Here is a 19,503-nt window from a genome sequence, read left to right on the forward strand (position 1 = left end):
CTGGCCATCCCGGAACAGTGCCTGCGGCTCGGGCAGCGGACGCGCATGTGAGCGATGACCTCCTGCTGGCGCCGCCGGGTGTACCCGAAGGCACCTGCGCGACGATCGCGGTACGGGCCCATCCTGCCGAGCACTGTCCCACGATCAACCGGAAGCGGCCCGTGCATCCCGCCGTCTGGTCGACGGGACGCCAATGGCAGCGCGTCGAGCCGTTGGCCATGGCGCCGGAGGGCGCCCGTTTCCGCCAGCCCGTCCTGGCGGACGGCCAGGACAGTCGCCTTACCGCTACAGCAGAGGCCCTTTTCGTCCCCATCTTCCTGGCTGCGAAGACAGGAACGGCATCCGCGTCGACGGCTTCGAGCCGCGGTCCTGGCCGGTCATGGGCACTCGGCGATGGCGGGGGCCGTACGGCCCGGGGAGGGGTGTCGCGGCGTTCGCGCGGAACGACCGGGCACCGCTTCGGCCCGCCGGCGAAATCGCCTGTGCGCCGCCGTGGCGAACAGGATGACGTTTTTGCGCTTCCTTCCCGCAGACATGTCCATCCCTGGGGAACAATCCATGCACGCAGCCATCACCGGGCTCTTCCTGGCGGCACTGACCACCACCGTCTGCGCTGACGGCACGCCCACGGGCACCAATCTCATCGTCAATGGCGGCTTCGACGGTGGGCTGTCCGGCTGGCAGGTCCTCTATGAGCGTCCCGCGACCTGGTGGCCGATGGATGCCAACGGCGATCCGGCGTCCGGATCGGCCTTCCTGCGCAACGCCTACGTCGGCAACGGCGCCACGAGCGCCATCCTGATGCTGTGCATCCCGGTCAAGGGTGGCGAGACCGTGTATGCCAGCGGCGACGTGCTGTTGCCGGAACACATGGATCCCGAAGGCCATCGGGCATCGATTCTCGTCTGGTCGCATTTCGGCGAGAACTGCTTCGCGGACGGCGAACCGGTCACGTATCCCACGCTGTACGAGCAGGGACCGGACTGGCAGTTCATCGAAGGAACCGGCGTCGTGCCGCCGGGCGCCGACTTCATTTCGGTGATGCTGGGCGTGGGCAAAAGCCACGACGTCACGGAAATCGGCGACGCCTACTTCGACAACATTTTCGTGGGTCTTCGTGATTCCGAGTGGGTGATTCGCGGGTCATGATCACGATGCGCCCCGCGCTGGCGTTGAATTTGCGGTCCATCGGCGGCGCCCGGATTTCTGGCACGCTTTGGTCATGGCCAGATCCCATGCAAGGCAGCGTCGCCTGCTCGACGCATATCGGTTCCGAGGCTTCCGACCGCAAGCGCAGGTCAAGGGCGTGTTCGGCGATCCCGAGGCGCGCGTCGTCACCCTTGTTCGGCGGGGAAAAAAACGATCTGCGGTGCGTGCGGCTCGAATCAGCTCGGCTGGTACGACCGCAAGACGCGGCGGGTACGCGATCTGTCCTGCGGCGACACGCGCGTCTGGCTGGACCTGGAAGTCCGTCGCGTCGACTGCAGGCGCTGCGGCAAGGTGAAGACCGAGCGGCTCGACTTTCTGGCCGACAATCCGTTCTACACCAAGCGTTTCGCCTGGCACATCGGACGGCGTTGTCGGCAGGCCACCATCAGCGATGTGGCGAAGGAGTTCAAGCTCGACTGGCAAACGGTCAAGGCGCTGGACAAGCAGTACATGGCCGAGCAGGTCCGCCGTGCCGGGCTGCCCGGTCCGAAAGTGATCGGAATCGACGAGATCTCGATCCGCAAGGGCCACACCTACCGCATCGTGGTCAGCGACCTGATCCGCAAGCGGCCGATCTGGTTCGGCGGCGCCGACCGCTCCGAAGCCAGCATGGGCCAGTTCTATACCGCGCTGGGAACAAGGAAATCTGCGGGTATCCGCCTTGCCGTGATGGACATGTGGCGCCCGTTCCGCACCGCCACTCAAGCGCACGCGCCCAAGGCAGCCATCCTGTTCGACAAGTTCCACGTCATGCGCCACCTGGGCGAGGCACTGGATGCCGTGCGCAAGAGCGAGTACGCCCGCCTGGCCGGCCGCGACCGGGCCTACATCAAGGGGCAGAAGTACACGCTGCTGTCGAGTCGAGAGAACCTCAGTCTCGACGGCCGGGCCGCACTCAAGCGCTTGCTGACGGCGAACAAGCGGCTCAACACGGCCTACCTGCTCAAGGAACGGTTCGGTCAGCTGTGGGACTACCGCAGCGAAGCGTGGGCGCGAAAGTACTTCGACCAGTGGCGCGCCTCGCTGCGATGGCAACGCCTGCCGAGCTTCGAGAAGTTCGCCGCCATGATCGAGCGACACTGGGACGGCATCGCCGCCTACTGCAGACCCGAGAACAAGGTGTCGCTCGGCTTCGTCGAAGGACTCAACAACAAGATCCGCGTCATCCAGCGACGCGCCTACGGCCTGCGCGACGAGGAGTACCTGCGACTGAAGATCCTCACCTGCATGCTGCCGGAGCTGTGAGAATCCGTGACAGTACCCACACGATTTCACGAAGACCCATTTTCGTAAGCATTGAAAACACGAATGCGATCTTTGCCGACGGCTTCGAACCCTGAGCAGCCCGGCGCGCCGTCGCACGGCACTTGAGGCAACCGGACACCCCGCCCACCAGAACGGACCGGGCCGCTATCCCGCTTCAGCCCGTACCGGCGGCGCTGAACGGCGCCATCCGCGATGTACGGTGTGCCGCTGCCCGGCGATGAACCGGTTCCGGTGAGAGCGCCGGAACCCGCGGTCGGCGCGGCGCCAGTGTCGTAAGTGCCCGTAGCGGCCCGCTGCGCAAGCCTTGCGCGGTGCCGCGGCCCGCGCCTGGCCGGGATCCCTCCCCGCGGGATCACTGCGTCAGGCGTTCCCGGCTTCGACACGATAGTCCGGGCGTTCCGCGATGGCGCCCGTCCACAAAGGCCGGTTTGCCCGCGCCCGGGCGCTGGCACACATGTCCGCTCACCCGCTCACCCCGCATGCGCGCCTGTGTCCGCCTGCAGGGACGCTGTGGCGCCAGCGCAGGCGTTGCGAACCGGGATGGTCAGGCGTCCAGCGTCAGCAGGCTGGCATTGCCGCCCGCCGCAGTGGTGTTGATGGTGACGGTGCGTTCGCTGGCGAAGCGTGCGAGGTAATGCGGGCCGCCCGCCTTCGGGCCGGTACCGGACAGGCCTTCGCCACCGAAGGGCTGTACGCCGACGACCGCGCCGACCTGGTTGCGATTGACGTAGCAGTTGCCGGCGCGGACGCGCGAGACGATGTGTTCGACGGTGTCGTCGATGCGGCTGTGTACGCCCAGCGTCAGGCCGTAGCCGGTGGCGTTGACCTGGTCGATCACCGCGTCGAGGTCGCGCGACCGGTAGCGCAGCACATGCAGGACGGGGCCAAACACTTCGCGTTCGAGCACCGACAGCGCGGGAATCTCGAAGGCATGCGGTGCAACGAAGCAGCCATGGCTGACCGACTCCGGCAGCGTGACGGCGTGGATCAGACGCGCTTCCCTGTGCATGCGTTCGATATGCGCCTGCAGCGTGCGCCGCGCATCCTCGTCGATCACCGGGCCGACGTCGGTGGACAGGTTGGCCGGATCGCCGACGACCAGCTCCGCCATGGCGCCGGCCAGCATGGTCATGACCTTGTCGGCGATGTCGTCCTGCACCAGCAGCACGCGCGCCGCGGAACAGCGCTGGCCGGCCGAATCGAAAGCCGACACCAGCGCATCCTTGACCACCTGTTCGGGCAGCGAGGACGAGTCGGCGATCATCGCGTTCTGCCCGCCGGTCTCGGCGACCAGCGCGGCAATGGGCGCATTGCGCGCCGCCAGTGCGCGGTTGATCGCCCAGGCGGTCTCGGTGGAACCGGTAAACGCGACGCCGGCGACGCGTGCGTCGCTGGTCAGGGCGGCGCCGACCGTGCCGCCGTCACCGGGCAGGAACTGCAGGACCTCGGCGGGCACCCCGGCGTGGTGAAGCAGCGTCGTTGCCAGGTGCGCGACCAGCGTCGTCTGTTCAGCCGGCTTGGCGATGACGGCGTTGCCGGCGACCAGGGCAGCGGCGACCTGGCCCACGTAGATGGCGAGCGGGAAGTTCCAAGGCGAAATGCAGACAAAAACGCCGCGGCCGTGCAGGTGCAGCTGGTTGCTCTCGCCGGTCGGACCCGGCAGCGTCAGCGGCGTACCGAACTGCCCGCGCGCCTGCTGCGCGTAGTAGCGCAGGAAATCGACGGCCTCACGCACTTCGGCGATCGCCGCTGCCAGGGACTTGCCGGCTTCGCGCACGCACAGCGCGATCAGTTCCGGCCGGCGTTCCTCGAGCAGGTCGGCGGCCTTGAGCAGTGCCTGCGCGCGTGGCTCGACGCCGCCCCGGTCCCATGCCGGCTGCGCCTTCACCGCGGTGTCCAGCGCGCGCTGCACCAGCGCCGCATCCGCCGCCTGCCAGGCGCCGACGCGCTGGCGGCGGTCGGCCGGATTGGTGACGCCACGATCGGGCGAGCCAGCCGTGAAACCCGGCACCAGCGGCGTCGCCGTCCAGGTGCGGTCGGCGGCACTGATCTGCGCGGCAAGCGCGTGGAGGTCGGCGTCGTTGGCCATGTTGAATCCTCGGGAATTACGGCGGCTGGCACCGTACAGATCGGCCGGCAGGGGAATGTGCGGATGCGCCTTCGGCTCGTTCGCGGCGACCGTGCCGACCGGATCGGCGACCAGGTCCGACACCGCCAGGGACTCGTCGACGATGCGGTTGACGAAGCTGGTGTTGGCGCCGTTCTCCAGCAGGCGGCGCACGAGGTAGGGCAGCAGGTCCTCATGGCTGCCGACCGGTGCATAGACGCGGCAGGCCAGGCCGCGGTCACCCTCGCCGATCACCGCCTCGTACAGGTCTTCGCCCATGCCGTGCAGGCGCTGGAACTCGAACTGGCGGTCGCCGGCCAGATGCTCGATCGAGGCAATCGTATGTGCGTTGTGCGTGGCGAACTGCGGGAAGAAGGCGGCCGGATCGGCCAGCAGCTTGCGCGCGCAGGCCAGGTAGGACACGTCGGTATTCGCCTTGCGCGTGTACACCGGATAGCCGTCGTGGCCATTCTCCTGCGCGCGCTTGATCTCGGCATCCCAGTACGCGCCCTTGACCAGGCGCACGCACCAGCGGCGGCCGTGGCGATGCGCGCGTTCGGCCAGCCAGTCGATCACCGCCGGTGCACGCTTCATGTAGGCCTGCACTGCCAGGCCGAAACCGTTCCAGCCGGCCAGGTCCGGATCGGCGAACACCGGCTCCATCACTTCCAGCGACAGCTCCAGCCGATCGGCTTCCTCGGCGTCGACGGTCAGGGCGATGCCCTGGTCGCGCGCCAGGCGGGCGAGGTCGAGCAGCTTCGGTACCAGCTCGGCGAGGACGCGCGCGCGCTTGGCGACTTCGTAGCGGGGATGCAGCGCCGACAGCTTCACCGAGATGCTGGGCGCGACATAGATGTCGGCATACGGACCGGCGGCACCGATGGCACGGATCGCGTCCTGGTAGGACGTGAAATAGCGTTCGGCATCGCGCGTTGTCAGCGCCGCCTCGCCGAGCATGTCGAAGGAATGGCGGTAGGCGCGGTTGTCCTTGTCGCGCGAACGCTTCAGCGCTTCCTTGATGGTGCGGCCCATGACGAACTGGTGACCCATGATCTTCATCGCCTGGCGCACCGCCAGCCGGATGACCGGTTCGCCACTGCGACCGATCAGGCGCCGCAGCGCGCCGCTGAAACTGCGCCGCGTGTCTTCCGACAGCGCGACCAGGCGCCCGGTGAGCATCAGGCCCCAGGTCGAGGCATTGACCAGCACCGAATTGCTCTTGCCCAGGTGCTTGTCCCAGTCCGCCTCGCTCAGCTTGTCGGCGATCAGCTTGTCGGCGGTGTCGGCGTCGGGGATGCGCAGCAGTGCTTCGGCCACGCACATCAGCAGCACGCCTTCCTCGCTGGACAGGTCGTACTGGCGCATGAAGGACTCGACCGCCGAGGCCTGGCTGGCGCGCGCGCGTACCGCCTCGACCAGCGCCGCGGCGCGCGCCAGCACGCGATCGCGCTCGTCGGCCGGCAATGTCGCCTGCGCCAGCAGCGGTGCGAGGCAGGCCGCTTCATCGGCGTGCCACAGTGCCGTCATCGCGGCGCGGGTGGCGTCCGGCGCCGGCGGCAGCTCGTTCAACAGGATCGGATTCACGGCGGCGGGTCGTGCGGCTGGATTCGGGATGCGAAGTGTAGCCGTCCGTCGCAGCTGCGGGCGGGCGGATCATCGGCAGCGCAGCCGCACGCCACCGTATGGCGAATCGCCATGCCCGGGTCTTGCTGATGCCGGGGACAGGCGCGGCTTGCCGGCCGGCAGGAAGGCGAGTCCGGACAGGGCGATTGCCCGGCAATGGTCCCGATCCCGAGGCCTGGCTGCCCACGCTCGCCACCGCCAGGCGTCGCGGGTGACAATGCGCCGCATGCAGTCAGGATCATTGCCGCGGCTTCGCGCCGCGATCGCGGCCACCGCGCCGGGTGGCTGGCGATGAGCGCGACACCCGGCGACCTTGACGGCCGCGAGGGGGCCGGCGCACGCATCGCCGTGTTCGGGACAGGCAGCATCGGCGGCTGGCTGGGTGGTCGCCTGGCCGGCCATGCGCGCGTGGCACTGGTCGCGCGCCCGCAGGTCGCCGACGACATCAGCACGAACGGCCTCACGCTGACGGCGTTCGATGGCTGGCAGCGGCGCGTTTCGCCGGGAGAAGTCGAAGTGGTCACTTCGGCGGAAGCGGTTTCCAACGCACGGCTCGTGCTGGTGACGGTGAAGTCGGCGGGGACCGCGCAGGCCGGCCGCGAACTGGCCCGGCACCTGCGGCCGGGCACACTGGTGATCAGCTTCCAGAATGGACTGCGCAACGCACGGATGCTTGCCGCGGAGCTGCCCGACTGCACGGTCCTCGCCGGCATGGTGCCCTACAACGTCGTCCGGCTCGGGCCGGGCCGCTGGCACCAGGGCACGTCGGGCCGGCTGATGGTGGCCGCGCATGCGCAGCTGGCGGCTTTTCTGCCGCTGTTCGAAGCGGCTGGCCTGCCTTTGCAGCCGCGTGGGGACATCGCCGCCGTCCAGGCCGGGAAACTGCTGCTCAACCTCAACAATGCCATCAATGCACTGGCGGACATCCCGCTGCGCGAACAGCTGGCGCAGCGTGGTTGGCGGTGCTGCCTCGCGCTGGCGCAGGCCGAAGCGCTGCGGGTTTTCGCTGCCGCCGGCATCGCGCCGGCGCGGGTGACGCCGTTGCCGCCGACGTGGCTGCCGGCATTGCTGCGCCTGCCCGATGCGCTGTTCACGCGTCTGGCGGCGCGGATGCTGCGCATCGATCCGCTGGCGCGCTCGTCGATGTGGGAAGACCTGGCCGCCGGGCGGCCCACGGAAGTCGACTGGATCCAGGGCGAGATCGTGGCACTGGGTGGCCATCATGGCCTGGCGACGCCGGTCAACGCGCGGCTGGTCCAGCTCGTCCACGAGGCCGGCCGTCAGCGACGGGCATGGACTGCCGCGGCCTTGCTGGCCGACCTTGAAGCCGCGGCGATGACGGCATGAGCCGCCCGGAAACCGCCGCCCGCGCCGCTGGAGCCGGGCACGACGATTGGGATGTCATCGTCATCGGTGCCGGCGCCGCCGGCCTGATGTGTGCGATCACCGCCGGCGCGCGCGGCCGCCGTGCGCTGGTGATCGACCACGCCAACAAGGTCGGCAAGAAGATCCTGATGTCCGGTGGTGGGCGCTGCAATTTCACCAACACCGGCACCACGCCGGCGCAGTACCTGTCCGCCAATCCGCACTTCTGCAAGTCGGCGCTGGCCCGCTACACGCCGGCGGATTTCATCGCGCTGGTTGACAGCCACGGCATCGCCTGGCACGAAAAGGAGCTGGGCCAGTTGTTCTGCGACGGTTCCTCGAAGCAGATCGTGCGCATGCTGCTGGACGAGGCGGAGGCGGTAGAGGTCCAGGTGCGCACGCACTGCAGCGTCGGCGACATCCGGCGACTTGAACAGGGCGGATTCGTGCTGGCGACGACATCCGGACGGCTGGCCTGCGAATCGCTGGTGATTGCCACCGGTGGCCTGTCCATCCCGAGCATGGGCGCCAGCGGCTTCGGCTATGAGCTGGCGCGCCGCTTCGGCCACGAGGTGCTGCCCACGCGCGCCGGACTGGTGCCGCTGACGCTGTCCGGCAAGCACCTGGAGCGCATCAACGACCTGTCCGGGGTGGCGCTGGACATCTCGGCGCACTGCAAGGGCGTGGCCTTCCGCAACCGCATGCTGATCACCCACCGCGGCCTCAGCGGGCCGGCGATCCTGCAGATCTCGTCCTACTGGCGGCCCGGCGACGAGCTGCGGCTGGACCTGCTGCCCGGCGAGGATGCGCTGGCCTGGCTGCAGCGCCAGCAGCACGAGCGCGGGGCCGCCGAGCTGAAGACGGTGCTGTCCGAACACCTGCCCCGACGCCTGGCGCAACGCCTGTGCGAGGTGTGGCTGGAGAGCCGGCCGATGCGCCAGTACACGCCGGCGCAGCTGCATGACATCGCGACGGTACTGTCGGCGTGGCCGGTGGTCGCCAGCGGCACCGAGGGCTGGCGCACAGCGGAAGTCACGCTGGGCGGCGTCGATACGCGCGGCATCTCCTCGAAAACCATGATGTCGAACACCGTGCCCGGCCTGTTCTTCATCGGCGAAGTCGTGGATGTGACCGGTTGGCTCGGCGGTTACAACTTCCAGTGGGCCTGGGCATCGGGACACGCCGCCGGCTCGGTCGCCTGAGCGACATCACGCTGTCGGATGACTGCGGGGCGACATGCCCGCCCAGCCCCGGAAGACGCGTGCGCAGCGGAGAGCCCGGCGCGATCCGCGACGAAGGGTGCGCCGGCCCGCCGCACAGCGCGGGCGCACAGCGTCCAACATGGACGGACTGCCCGCACACCCCGCCGATCCGTGACCGCCATCACGCTTGATGGGTTGACCTGGCGCGCTCGGAAGCCTGTCAGAACACGATTGTCATCGCTGTCATCAGTTTGTCATCACCTCGACACCGGACAGGAATGACCGCCCGGGCCGGGCGATTCCAACGTCGGTGGCGTCGGCCCTACCCGCACCTGCGGCGGGCACGACGTGTTCACTACGCCAACGAGAGGGGAATGCAATGATGAAGCTTCGAACATTGGCCGTTACGGTCGCGCTGACGATGTCCGTATCGCTGTATGCCTGCGAGAACCATGCGGACGCATCGCATGGCCATTGGGACGGCAGCGACCCGTCCGCGCAGGCATTCGATCCGTCAGTGGACGCCAGCCACGACTGGCTCGCCGCGGCTGCCGCAGGCCCGTCGACGGCCGATCTGGTCGCGGCACGGGAGGCGCTGGCAGCCCGTCTGACTGCCGACGAGGACGTCATCGAGATCGGGTACGACGCCGACGAGACGCCGTGGGCGCTGGTGCTGGGCGGCTATTGCGAAGCCGACGACAACTGCGTGCAGTACACCCGGCGGCTCAGCCTCGCTCAGCCCGTGGAAGGCAGCGACGAGGCCGGACCCGGCGAGGATCTGGCCAAACAGCGCCAGGTCACCCAGGACGATGGCCTGTCGATCTATCCGAAGGCGCTGCCCAACCTGCACATGGCCTATGTGGTGATCCAGGCCCAGGTCGAGCCGTTCCGCGGCAACCAGCCGGGCCTCAACGGCGACCCGTCCGTCAAGCTGGTGCAGCAGGCACTGAACGCCAAGAACATCAGCACCACGGTCGATGGCTGGTACGGCAACGGCACCACGGCGGCCTATGCGACCTGGCAGCGCCGACTCGGCTTCACCGGTCTGGATGCCACCGGCATTCCCGGCCCGACCTCGCTGACCTCGCTGGGCCAGAACCGGTTCGTCGTCACCAACCGGATCACGGTGGGTTCGCGCACGACGTTCTCCGGCAAGGCCGTCAACCAGCGCACGCGTTCGATGCTGCTGGAGGCGCAGCGCCTGTTCGGCAGGAGCATCACGGTGACCCAGGGCTCCTACAACGCCGGCGGCGTCTCGGCATCGGCCGGCACGCATGGCGGCGGCGGCGTCGTCGACATCAGTGTATCGGGCCTGTCCGAGACGCAGCGCTGGCAGCTGGTCCGCTCCCTGCGCCGTGTCGGCTTCGCCGCCTGGTACCGCACGCCCTCGCAGGGGCCGTGGAATGCGCACATCCACGCCGTTGCGATTGGCGATACCGACATGTCGCTGTCGGCACGCAACCAGGTCGCGGACTACTACGTCGGCAAGAACGGCCTGGCCAACCATGCCGCCGACAACACACCTTCCGCCTACCGCGTCGCCTTCACCTGGTGGGAGAAGTACAACTGACCTGGCCGGTCGTTCGATCCGGATCCGACGCGACATGCGGTCGTCGGTCCGGATCGTCCGATAGCGTTGGCCGATCAACGCCGGGAGGCCGCGGTGCCCTTCCGGCGTTCTCCGTCCGCCTTTCCTTTTCCGTTCCCGCTTCGACAAACGCCGCCGGTCCGATGCACGGAGAGGTCGTCAGTCGGGCGCTCCAAAAAACTGTGGGCCGGTGGCGCATGCCGGCATCGCATCCAGCAGGTCAGCGTCCGTGCCGCAGTATCCGGGCGAACCGGCGCCAACCCGGTGAAGCCGCATTCAGGCCCCGCCGTTCCCTCCCGATATCATGGCCGGCGCCGTGGACTTTCCCTGCGGCAGCGCGAAGGTAGACATGGACCGCATTGACCAACAGATCCAGCAGGCGTTGGCGGCGCTGACGCCGACGCACCTGGAAATCACCGACGAGAGCCACCTGCACAGCCGTGGCCTGCAGACCCATTACAAGGCGGTCGTCGTCAGCGACGCGTTTGCCGGTCTGCGGCCGGTTCAGCGCCACCAGCGCGTTTACGCCGCCCTGGGCGAACTGATGCCGCGCTTCCATGCCATGGCCCTGCACACCTACACGCCCCAGGAGTGGAGCGAACAGGCCGCCGCGCCGGATTCGCCGCGCTGCCTGGGCGGCAGCCGCTTCGACAAGGCCGCTCCGGGCTGACGACCCGCGAGCGGACGCGCATACTTCGACCTCCCATCACCGGAGGTCCCATGATCCTGAAGAACCTGCGTCGCGCCGGCCTGCTCGCCATTGCCGCCCTCGCGCTCTCCGCCTGCGGCAGCGAAGCCGACCGCGCCTATTCCGCCTGCATGGACCAGGTCGAAAAGGGCGTGGCCGAACTCACCCGCGACGGCGGTACCGCGGCCGCGGCGATGGTGGACATGACCCGGAACATGGGCAAGGCCGCCTGCGAAGGCCTGCGCGAAGCCTGCCGGAATGATCCCAACGGCGGCCTGTGCCAGGGCGCCATCGCCGAGATGAGCAAGTAACCGCTGTTTGCCGCGGCGCCGCTGCGGGCGCCCGCCCGGCAGTTGCGCCGTGCCGGAATCCGGCGTCCGGGACCGTGAAGTGCCGGACAGCCGGCCCGCGGTGTCGGCGGGTACGGACGAATGCGACATGGGCAGTCCGTCGGCACGCCCGGGGGCACGGTCCCCGCGCGCCGGGCGACCGCGGCTTCGCGGCTGTCCGGATGAGTTCCGCCCGATCGCAGGCCTTGTCGGCCGGCGCGACGGCGTCCCGGGGGCGCCCGGACGGCGCCTGCGACTTCACCGCGGCAACTGGACGTTCCGGCCCATCGGGCGGCTGAACGCGCCGCGCGGTTTGCTACCTGCAGGGCTAAAGCCTAGAATTGCGCCGTTTAAGGCGGAGCGAGGCCTTTGGGCGTGAGGACGGAAGCGGCCTGCACGAGCCCAAGGTCCGTTTTACCTTGAATCAGAAGGACTTGCGGGTGCGGGAGCGTCCGCGGCGATAGTCAAGGCAGGGACGGGTCAGGAGCATGCTCCTTTCACGCCAGGCCGGCGTCGCTGCAACGTACGGCCAGGATCGACGCGTTAGCGCGACGGAACACCGGACCGGGCGGCCGCCGGACCAATGCGGACATGATGCGAATCTAAGGTGAAGCGATGACCCCACGACGCGTGCTGGCAGCCCTGGCCATTCTGGCCTTGACGGCGGTGCAGGCCCAGGCCAATCCCGAGCCCTGGCAGCTCAACATGAGCCCGGGTGTCACCGAGACCAGTCGCATGGTCTATGACATCCACATGCTGATCCTCTGGATCTGCGTGGTCATCGGCGTGCTCGTTTTCGGCGCCATGGGCTATGCGATCCTCAAGTTCCGCAAGTCCAAGGGTGCGGTGCCGGCGAAGTGGAGCCACAACACCACGGCTGAAATCATCTGGACCGTGATCCCGGTGCTGATCCTGGTCGGCATGGCCTGGCCGGCGACCAACACGCTGATCCACATGGCCGACACCGACGACGCCGAGCTGACCGTCAAGATCACCGGCTACCAGTGGCTGTGGCGGTACGAGTACGTCGGCACCGACGTCAACTTCGTCTCCAAGCTGGACCGCGATTCCGACCGCACGCGCATGCTCGGGTCCGGCCTGAACCCGGCCGACGTCCGCACCGGCGACCAGAACACCTACCTGCTCAATGTCGACAACCCGCTGGTACTGCCGACCGGCACCAAGGTGCGCTTCGTGATCACCGCCAACGACGTCATCCACGCCTGGTGGGTGCCGGTGCTGGGCTGGAAGCAGGACGCCATCCCGGGCTTCATCAACGAGGCCTGGACGCGCATCGACACGCCCGGCACCTACCGCGGCCAGTGCGCGGAGCTGTGCGGCAAGGACCACGGCTTCATGCCGATCGTCGTCGAAGCCGTCCCGCGCGAGCAGTTCGACGCCTGGCTGGCGCAGAAGGATGCCGAGGCGAAGGCCGCGGCCACCGCCGCCAACGTTCCGGCCACCGGCGACGCGCTCGCCGTGGTGCAGTAACCCATACGAATCGAAGGTAAGCCATGGCCACGCACGCCGCCCACCACGACGATCACGACCACAAGCCCGGCTTTGTCGATCGCTGGTTCTTCGGAACCAACCACAAGGACATCGGCACGCTGTACCTGCTGTTCTCGCTGCTGATGTTCTTCATCGGCGGCTCGATGGCGCTGATCATCCGTGCCGAGCTGTTCATTCCCGGCATGCAGATCGTCAATCCGGAATTCTTCAACCAGATGACCACGGTGCATGCCCTGGTCATGATCTTCGGCGCCGTCATGCCGGCCTTCGTCGGCCTCGGCAACTGGATGATCCCGCTGATGATCGGCGCGCCGGACATGGCGCTGCCGCGCATGAACAACTGGTCGTTCTGGATCCTGCCGTTCGCCTTCCTGATGCTGCTGTCGACCCTGTTCATGGACGGTGGTGGCCCGGCCGGTGGCTGGACGCTGTATCCCCCGCTGAGCCTGCAGGGCGGCAACAGCATGCCGTTCGTGATCTTCGCCATCCACATGATGGGCATCAGCTCGATCATGGGCGCGATCAACATCATCGCGACGATCCTCAACCTGCGCGCGCCGGGCATGGACCTGCTGAAGATGCCGGTGTTCGTGTGGACCTGGCTGATCACGGCGTTCCTGCTGATCGCGGTGATGCCGGTGCTGGCCGGTGCCGTCACTATGCTGCTGACGGACAAGTTCTTCCTGACCAGCTTCTTCAACGCCGCCGGCGGTGGCGACCCGGTGATGTACCAGCACATCTTCTGGTTCTTCGGTCACCCCGAGGTCTACATCATGATCCTGCCGGCGTTCGGCGTGGTCTCCGAGATCATCCCGACCTTCGCCCGCAAGCCGCTGTTCGGCTACCAGGCCATGGTGTACGCAACCGCCTCGATCGCCTTCCTGTCGTTCATCGTCTGGGCGCACCACATGTTCACCGTCGGCATGCCGCTGGGTGGTGAGCTGTTCTTCATGTACGCCACGATGCTGATCGCCATTCCGACCGGCGTGAAGGTATTCAACTGGGTGTCGACGATGTGGAAGGGCTCGATGACCTTCGAGACCCCGATGCTGTTCGCGCTCGGCTTCGTCGTCATGTTCACCATCGGCGGCTTCTCGGGCCTGATGCTGGCCATCGTCCCGGCCGACTTCCAGTACCACGACACCTACTTTGTCGTCGCCCACTTCCACTACGTGCTGGTGACCGGCGCCGTGTTCTCGATCATGGCGGCCGCCTACTACTGGCTGCCGAAGTGGACCGGCGTCATGTACAGCGAGACGCTCGGCAAGTGGCATTTCTGGCTCAGCACGTTCTTCGTGAACCTGCTGTTCTTCCCGCAGCACTTCCTGGGCCTGGCCGGCATGCCGCGCCGTATTCCGGACTACAACATCGCCTTCTCCGACTTCAACATGTGGTCGTCGATCGGCGGTTTCGGTTTCGGCCTGAGCCAGCTGCTGTTCGCGTGGATCGTCATCAAGTCCGCCCGCGGCCATGGTCCGCGCGCCACCGCCCAGGTCTGGGAAGGCGCCAAGGGCCTGGAGTGGACGGTGCCGTCGCCGGCCCCGCACCACACCTTCACCACGCCGCCGGTGATCGACGACCGCGTGCTCGCGCACGGCGACGTCACGCACTGAAGGACATGAGCAGCAGGACGATGACCGGCAAGGACTCCCGCCGCGGCGTGCGCATCACCGTCACGGTGCTGGTGCTGATCGCCCTGGCCGTCTATGCCGGCTTCATCCTGCGCGGGGTGCTCAACGCATGAGCACCCCGCAGTCCAGCAACAGCGGACACGAAAACCGCCGGCTGCTCGGCAAGGTGGCGCTGGTCACCGCCGGCGCTTTTGCGTTCTGTTTCACGCTGGTGCCGCTGTACCGGATCGCCTGCGAGCAGGTCTTCGGCATCCGCATGAACGACAACGGCGCCGTCGGCGTCGAGGGCATCGGCGCGCTCGAGGTGGACCTGTCGCGCACCGTGAAGGTGCAGTTCGATGCCAGCATCCACAACGAGAGGGAATGGCGTTTCGTTCCCGACCAGGTCGAGATGGACGTCCATCCGGGCCAGGTGCTGGAGGCGTGGTACACCGCCACCAACCTGACCGGCGACACCCTGGTCGCGCAGGCGGTGCCGGACGTGGCGCCCAAGCGCGGCCTGCCGTACTTCAACAAGACCGAATGCTTCTGCTTCACCGAGCAGCTGTTCGAACCCGGCGAAATCCGGCGCATGCCGGTGCGTTTCTTCATTTCGCCGGATCTTCCGGACGAGGTCAGGACACTGACCCTGTCCTACGCTTTCTACAACAATGAGCACGCCACCCGTCGCGAGCAGGCCCGCATGGCCGACGCGACCGGGTCCATCGACGCAACCCGAGGTTGATCCCATGGCGAACCACGCGCCCGATCAGAACATCTACTACGTCCCGCACGGCAGCAAGTGGCCGCTGGTCGGCTCGATCGGCCTGTTCCTGCTGGTCGGCGGATTCGCCAACCTGATGAACGGCAATCGCACGCTGGGCCTGCCGATGACCCTGGCCGGCGTCGCGATCATGCTGGTCATGCTGTACGGCTGGTTCGGCAACGTGATCACCGAGAGCGTGCGCGGCTTCTACAACCGTCAGGTCGGCACCTCGTTCCGCATGGGCATGATCTGGTTCATCTTCTCCGAGGTCATGTTCTTCGCTGCCTTCTTCGGCGCGCTGTTCTATGCCCGCATGCTGTCGGTGCCCTGGCTGGGTGGCGAAGGCGACGGCGTGGCGACGAATGCATTCCTGTGGCAGGGTTTCGAGCCGGCCTGGCCGAGCAACGGCCCGCAGTCCATCGGCGGCGAGTTCGGCCTGATCCCGGCCTGGAGCGTGCCGCTGCTGAACACGCTGATCCTGCTGACCTCCGGCGTCACGCTGACCATCGCGCACCACGCGCTGAAGGCCGGCAACCGTGCCCAGCTGCTGATATGGCTGGGCGTCACCGTCCTGCTCGGTTGCGTGTTCCTGTTCTACCAGGCCGAGGAGTACATCCACGCCTACCGCGACCTGAACCTGACCCTGGGCTCAGGCGTCTACGGCTCGACGTTCTTCATGCTGACCGGCTTCCACGGACTGCACGTCACGCTCGGCACGATCATGCTGGCGGTGATCTGGTTCCGCTGCCTGAAGGGCCATTTCACCAAGGACGACCACTTCGGTTTCGAAGCGGTGGCCTGGTACTGGCACTTCGTCGACGTCGTCTGGCTGGCGCTGTTCCTGTTCGTCTACGTGCTCTGACCGCACGTGCGCGGCGGTGGCGCCGCGCACAGGATGGAATGGCCGCGGAGACGATGTCCGCGGCCGGCCCCGGCAGCCTGAACGGGCCGGGGTCGTTCCGGGCTCAACCGTAAATGCCGTGCGGCTTGATGATGCCGGTCCACATGCCCAGTGCGACCAGGCCGATCAGCAGCACCGACAGGGCGACACGGCGCGTCAGCGCCCAGGCCATGCGCTTGCCTTCGCCCTTGTCCTTCATCATGTAGTACAGCGCGGTACCGAGGTTGTAGACGATCGCGATGAAGAAGGCGATGACGATCAATCGGGTTGCGATGGGGCTCATGGTGTCGTGCCGTGTCAGTTCGCGCGAAGTATAGCCACGCCTGTCTGGCTGCCCGCTGATGGCCCTGTTCCGACGCCCCTCGCTGCTGGCCTGCGCCCTGCTCGCCGCCGGCCTGGTCGTTTTCATCAGCGCCGGGCGCTGGCAGTACGGCAAGGCGGTGCAGAAGGAAGCCGAGCGCGATGCCTGGCAGGTGTCGCTGGCACTGGCGGCGCGGCCGGCCCAGGCCGGAGACTGGAACCGTTTGTCCGGTTATGACCGGGTGGTCGTGCGCGGCGAATGGCTGCCGCAGCGCTATCTGCTCGACAACCAGATCCGGGAGTCCCGGTCCGGCGTCGAGGTGTACGCGCCGCTCCGCGTTGAAGGCGGTCCCGCGCTGGTGGTATCGCTGGGCTGGCTGCCTTACAGCGGCGCCCGACGCGAGCCGCCGGCACTGGCGGAGCTGCCGACGGCCAAGGTCGAACTGACCGGCATGCTCACGCCGCCGACGGCGCATGGACTGCGCCTGGGACGCGCCTGGTCGGACGCCGACGGCTATCCCAAGCTGATGCCGTACTTCGCGCTCGACGAGATCGCCGCTGACGCCGGCGTGGCGCTGGACACGCGTGTGTTGCGCGCGCAGCCGGCGGAAGGTTCTCCGCTGCAGCAGACGTGGCACCCGGTGATGTCGATGCCGCCAGAGCGGCACCGCGCCTATGCCTGGCAATGGTGGTCGCTGGCGATCGCCATCGTCGTCGTCTTCCTGATCGTGCATCGACGTGCACGTCCGAGTCCGAGAACGCCATGAATCGCAAACGAATCAGTCGCGGCACCATGATCGGCGTGGCGGTGCTGTTCCTGACGCCGTTCATCGTCGCCCTGGTGCTCAACCGCCTCGGCTGGCATCCCACCGCTACCCGCAATAACGGCGTGCTGGTCCAGCCGCCGGAAGCGCTGGGTGAGCTGGAACTGCGCACGCGCAGCGGCACCGGCATCGCGGTGGTGAATCCCGATCATCGCTTCACGCTGGTCGTCCGCCTGCCGGCGGTCTGCGACGACGCCTGCATGCAGCGGCTGGATGAACTCTACCGCGTCCGCTACAGCCTGCACCGGCATGCGCCTCGGCTGGCCATCGCGCTGGTCGCGCCGGCGGTAATGCCCGACCTGCCCGAAGCCCTGAACGTGCTCGACGAAGGCAGCGTCGACCGCCTGCATGAAGCGTCGCCGCGCTTCGCCACGCAGGCGGACTGGAGCGGCCTGCTGGTCGACGACAAGGGTTTCCTGATGCTCGAATTCCCGCCGGACCTGGAAGCGCGGCTGATGCGCCGCGACCTCGGCCGGCTGATCAAGTAACGCGGCCGGAGCCGATGCCATGACCGATTCCCTGTTCCGCAATGTCGCACGCGTCGCCGTCGCCCTGGTTTTCGTGGTCATCGTGCTGGGCGCCTTCGTGCGTTTGTCCGATGCCGGCCTGGGTTGCCCCGACTGGCCGACCTGCTACGGCAAGGCGACCTGGCCGCGCCACGAGCACGATGTCGCGCGCGCCAACGAAGCGTTCCCGGAGCGCCCGGTCGAAACCCACAAGGCCTGGCGCGAACAGGTGCACCGCCACTTCGCCGCCACGCTGGGCGCGCTGGTGCTCATGCTCGCACTGCGCGCCAACTGGCGCGTACCGGTGCGCCGCTACGGCATCATCGCCGCGGCGGCGGCCGCCGCGGCCGGGACCTTCCTCTACATCGCCGGCCAGCATGCGGTTTCAGTCGTCGCCTCGGTGGTCGCCCTGGGCGTGCCGCTCGCGCTGGCCGTGTACAGCAGTGGGCGCCAGGGTGCGCCTGCCTGGTCGCGCTTCACCGCGGTACTGCTGGCGCTGATCCTGTTCCAGGCCATGCTCGGCATGTGGACCGTGACCTGGAAACTCAAGCCGATCGTCGTCATGGGCCATCTGCTCGGCGGCCTTTCGGTGCTGGCGATGCTGGTCTGGGCAAGCGAGCGCAGCCGCCTGGCGCCGAAGGTGTATCCCGGCGCGAGCTGGTTGCGGCCGTGGGTCTGGCTGGGCCTGGCCGTGCTGACGATCCAGATCGCGCTGGGCGGCTGGACCAGCGCCAACTACGCGGCGCTGTCCTGTGGGCTGGATTTCCCGCAATGCCTGGGTCAGTGGTGGCCGGCCACCGACTTCCGCGAGGCCTTCGTGCTCTGGCGCGGCATCGGTGTCGACTACGAGGGCGGCATCCTGGATGCGCCGGCGCGCACGGCGATCCAGCTCAGCCACCGCATCGGCGCGATGGTCACGGTGGCGGCGGTGCTGATTGTGGTGGCGGCACTGTTCCGCGTGCGCGGCATGCGTGGGCCGGCGCTGGTGCTGGCCGCGCTGCTGGTGGTGCAGGTCGCGCTGGGCATCGGCAACGTCTGGCTCGGTCTGCCCCTGCCGGTGGCGACCGCGCACAACGGCGTGGCGGCGCTGCTGGTCGCCCAGTTCGTGCTGATCCTGTCGCGCCTGACCCCGCGCCGGGATTGATTGTCGGGCAGGATCGGTCACGTCCACGATCTCGTGGTAGTACGCGATCCATTCGTGCCGCCTTCACGGCTGGCACGAGCCTACGAGGTAGCAGACCCTGTCCTCGGGCGTCTCAAAGTTGGACCTGGTGTGGCCATTTTCGACAGTCCGAACGATACGGGCATCATGCGGGAAAGCTCGATGACCACCCTTGTAGACGACACAAGACGCCCACTTTCCGTGCAGTCAGTTTTCCATCAGCCTGGTCCCAAGTCGAACGGCTGGTGGCGCAGCATCGCGGGCGATGGTTGAGCATTGAGAGACCGATTTCAATGGTTCCGGCGAATCGATACGGACCATAGGACCTGGTGCGTCGCCAAGTGGACATCCGATACCTTCGCGGGTACGGCGGCACGACCCAAGCAATCGGAAATCGATCATGACATGGTTGCGCGTTGCCTTGATGGCCCTGCTGCTGAGCGCCGCGCTCTAGCAGCCTGTTGAAATTCGGTCAGACGAAGCCCGCGAGTTCTGCGGTTCTGGTGTTTTCGTGGCAATCAGCCGCCGATCAATCGCTTTTCCAG

17 protein-coding genes are annotated in these 19,503 nt (G+C 67.6%); 15 read left to right on the forward strand and 2 right to left on the reverse strand.

The annotated features are described in order from the left end of the window. The first annotated feature begins 558 nt into the window (after positions 1–558). A complete protein-coding gene (locus EDC25_RS12695; protein WP_132577587.1) occupies positions 559–1,149 on the forward strand; it encodes a hypothetical protein in 591 nt (196 codons plus the stop codon). Between the two features lie 213 nt (positions 1,150–1,362). After that, entirely contained in the window at positions 1,363–2,454 is a 1,092-nt protein-coding gene (locus tag EDC25_RS12700; RefSeq protein WP_243695122.1) for an ISL3 family transposase, read from the forward strand. A 565-nt stretch (positions 2,455–3,019) separates the two neighbouring features. Here EDC25_RS12700 and putA read toward each other — a convergent pair. Further along, positions 3,020–6,196 (reverse strand): bifunctional proline dehydrogenase/L-glutamate gamma-semialdehyde dehydrogenase PutA, encoded by a 3,177-nt coding sequence (gene putA, locus EDC25_RS12705; protein ID WP_377600843.1) that lies wholly within the window; start codon positions 6,194–6,196, stop codon positions 3,020–3,022. Positions 6,197–6,496: 300 nt separating this feature from the next. On the opposite strand from putA, the gene EDC25_RS12710 reads away from it, so the two are divergent. From EDC25_RS12710 to EDC25_RS12750, 10 genes are all read left to right on the forward strand, one after another. Next, positions 6,497–7,552 carry a 2-dehydropantoate 2-reductase gene (locus EDC25_RS12710; protein WP_132577589.1) on the forward strand — a complete coding sequence of 352 codons (1,056 nt, stop codon included), beginning with the start codon at positions 6,497–6,499 and terminating at the stop codon, positions 7,550–7,552. Then, positions 7,549–8,772, forward strand: coding sequence for a BaiN/RdsA family NAD(P)/FAD-dependent oxidoreductase (locus EDC25_RS12715; RefSeq protein WP_132577590.1), 1,224 nt, complete (start codon positions 7,549–7,551; stop codon positions 8,770–8,772). Before EDC25_RS12710 ends, EDC25_RS12715 begins: the two co-directional genes overlap by 4 nt. Positions 8,773–9,154: 382 nt before the next feature. Then, complete coding sequence (locus EDC25_RS12720; RefSeq protein ID WP_207905715.1) at positions 9,155–10,342, forward strand: peptidoglycan-binding domain-containing protein; 1,188 nt, start codon at positions 9,155–9,157, stop codon at positions 10,340–10,342. A 367-nt stretch (positions 10,343–10,709) separates the two neighbouring features. After that, positions 10,710–11,030: a BolA family protein gene (locus tag EDC25_RS12725; RefSeq protein ID WP_132577591.1), complete on the forward strand. Its 321-nt coding sequence runs from the start codon at positions 10,710–10,712 to the stop codon at positions 11,028–11,030. Between the two features lie 50 nt (positions 11,031–11,080). Further along, positions 11,081–11,359, forward strand: a complete 279-nt coding sequence (locus EDC25_RS12730; protein WP_132577592.1) for a hypothetical protein — start codon at positions 11,081–11,083, stop codon at positions 11,357–11,359. 633 nt (positions 11,360–11,992) lie between these two features. Next, the gene (gene coxB / locus EDC25_RS12735; protein ID WP_132577593.1) at positions 11,993–12,868 is read left to right on the forward strand and encodes a cytochrome c oxidase subunit II; all 876 of its coding nucleotides are present in this window, start codon (positions 11,993–11,995) and stop codon (positions 12,866–12,868) included. Positions 12,869–12,891: 23 nt separating this feature from the next. Then, positions 12,892–14,502: a cytochrome c oxidase subunit I gene (gene ctaD / locus EDC25_RS12740; protein ID WP_132577594.1), complete on the forward strand. Its 1,611-nt coding sequence runs from the start codon at positions 12,892–12,894 to the stop codon at positions 14,500–14,502. A gap of 5 nt (positions 14,503–14,507) precedes the next feature. Next, positions 14,508–14,633, forward strand: a complete 126-nt coding sequence (locus tag EDC25_RS15110; RefSeq protein WP_279432527.1) for a hypothetical protein — start codon at positions 14,508–14,510, stop codon at positions 14,631–14,633. Further along, the gene (locus tag EDC25_RS12745) at positions 14,630–15,244 is read left to right on the forward strand and encodes a cytochrome c oxidase assembly protein (RefSeq protein WP_132577595.1); all 615 of its coding nucleotides are present in this window, start codon (positions 14,630–14,632) and stop codon (positions 15,242–15,244) included. The genes EDC25_RS15110 and EDC25_RS12745 overlap by 4 nt, the downstream gene beginning before the upstream one ends. Before the next feature lie 4 nt (positions 15,245–15,248). After that, positions 15,249–16,127 carry a cytochrome c oxidase subunit 3 gene (locus EDC25_RS12750; protein ID WP_132577596.1) on the forward strand — a complete coding sequence of 293 codons (879 nt, stop codon included), beginning with the start codon at positions 15,249–15,251 and terminating at the stop codon, positions 16,125–16,127. A gap of 103 nt (positions 16,128–16,230) precedes the next feature. Here EDC25_RS12750 and EDC25_RS12755 read toward each other — a convergent pair whose 3' ends face one another. Beyond that, complete coding sequence (locus EDC25_RS12755) at positions 16,231–16,449, reverse strand: twin transmembrane helix small protein (protein ID WP_132577597.1); 219 nt, start codon at positions 16,447–16,449, stop codon at positions 16,231–16,233. 58 nt (positions 16,450–16,507) lie between these two features. Between EDC25_RS12755 and EDC25_RS12760 the strand changes: the two genes are divergently transcribed. The 3 genes from EDC25_RS12760 to EDC25_RS12770 are packed head-to-tail and all read left to right on the forward strand — an operon-like array spanning position 16,508 to position 18,940. Next, positions 16,508–17,233: an SURF1 family protein gene (locus EDC25_RS12760; protein ID WP_132577598.1), complete on the forward strand. Its 726-nt coding sequence runs from the start codon at positions 16,508–16,510 to the stop codon at positions 17,231–17,233. Then, complete coding sequence (locus EDC25_RS12765; protein ID WP_132577599.1) at positions 17,230–17,778, forward strand: hypothetical protein; 549 nt, start codon at positions 17,230–17,232, stop codon at positions 17,776–17,778. The genes EDC25_RS12760 and EDC25_RS12765 overlap by 4 nt, the downstream gene beginning before the upstream one ends. A gap of 19 nt (positions 17,779–17,797) precedes the next feature. Further along, on the forward strand, positions 17,798–18,940 hold the full coding sequence (locus EDC25_RS12770; RefSeq protein WP_132577600.1) for a COX15/CtaA family protein: 1,143 nt from the start codon (positions 17,798–17,800) through the stop codon (positions 18,938–18,940). Positions 18,941–19,503 lie beyond the last annotated feature (563 nt).

The sequence above is a fragment of the Pseudofulvimonas gallinarii genome, assembly GCF_004343305.1.
Taxonomy (GTDB): domain Bacteria; phylum Pseudomonadota; class Gammaproteobacteria; order Xanthomonadales; family UBA2363; genus Pseudofulvimonas; species Pseudofulvimonas gallinarii.

Coding starts and splice junctions, on each gene's coding strand:
- EDC25_RS12695 (WP_132577587.1), top strand. CDS start 559: ATGCACGCAGCCATCACCGGGCTCTTCCTGGCGGCACTGACCACCACC.
- EDC25_RS12710 (WP_132577589.1), top strand. CDS start 6,497: ATGAGCGCGACACCCGGCGACCTTGACGGCCGCGAGGGGGCCGGCGCA.
- EDC25_RS12715 (WP_132577590.1), top strand. CDS start 7,549: ATGAGCCGCCCGGAAACCGCCGCCCGCGCCGCTGGAGCCGGGCACGAC.
- EDC25_RS12720 (WP_207905715.1), top strand. CDS start 9,155: ATGAAGCTTCGAACATTGGCCGTTACGGTCGCGCTGACGATGTCCGTA.
- EDC25_RS12725 (WP_132577591.1), top strand. CDS start 10,710: ATGGACCGCATTGACCAACAGATCCAGCAGGCGTTGGCGGCGCTGACG.
- EDC25_RS12730 (WP_132577592.1), top strand. CDS start 11,081: ATGATCCTGAAGAACCTGCGTCGCGCCGGCCTGCTCGCCATTGCCGCC.
- coxB (WP_132577593.1), top strand. CDS start 11,993: ATGACCCCACGACGCGTGCTGGCAGCCCTGGCCATTCTGGCCTTGACG.
- ctaD (WP_132577594.1), top strand. CDS start 12,892: ATGGCCACGCACGCCGCCCACCACGACGATCACGACCACAAGCCCGGC.
- EDC25_RS15110 (WP_279432527.1), top strand. CDS start 14,508: ATGAGCAGCAGGACGATGACCGGCAAGGACTCCCGCCGCGGCGTGCGC.
- EDC25_RS12745 (WP_132577595.1), top strand. CDS start 14,630: ATGAGCACCCCGCAGTCCAGCAACAGCGGACACGAAAACCGCCGGCTG.
- EDC25_RS12750 (WP_132577596.1), top strand. CDS start 15,249: ATGGCGAACCACGCGCCCGATCAGAACATCTACTACGTCCCGCACGGC.
- EDC25_RS12755 (WP_132577597.1), bottom strand. CDS start 16,449: ATGAGCCCCATCGCAACCCGATTGATCGTCATCGCCTTCTTCATCGCG.
- EDC25_RS12760 (WP_132577598.1), top strand. CDS start 16,508: ATGGCCCTGTTCCGACGCCCCTCGCTGCTGGCCTGCGCCCTGCTCGCC.
- EDC25_RS12765 (WP_132577599.1), top strand. CDS start 17,230: ATGAATCGCAAACGAATCAGTCGCGGCACCATGATCGGCGTGGCGGTG.
- EDC25_RS12770 (WP_132577600.1), top strand. CDS start 17,798: ATGACCGATTCCCTGTTCCGCAATGTCGCACGCGTCGCCGTCGCCCTG.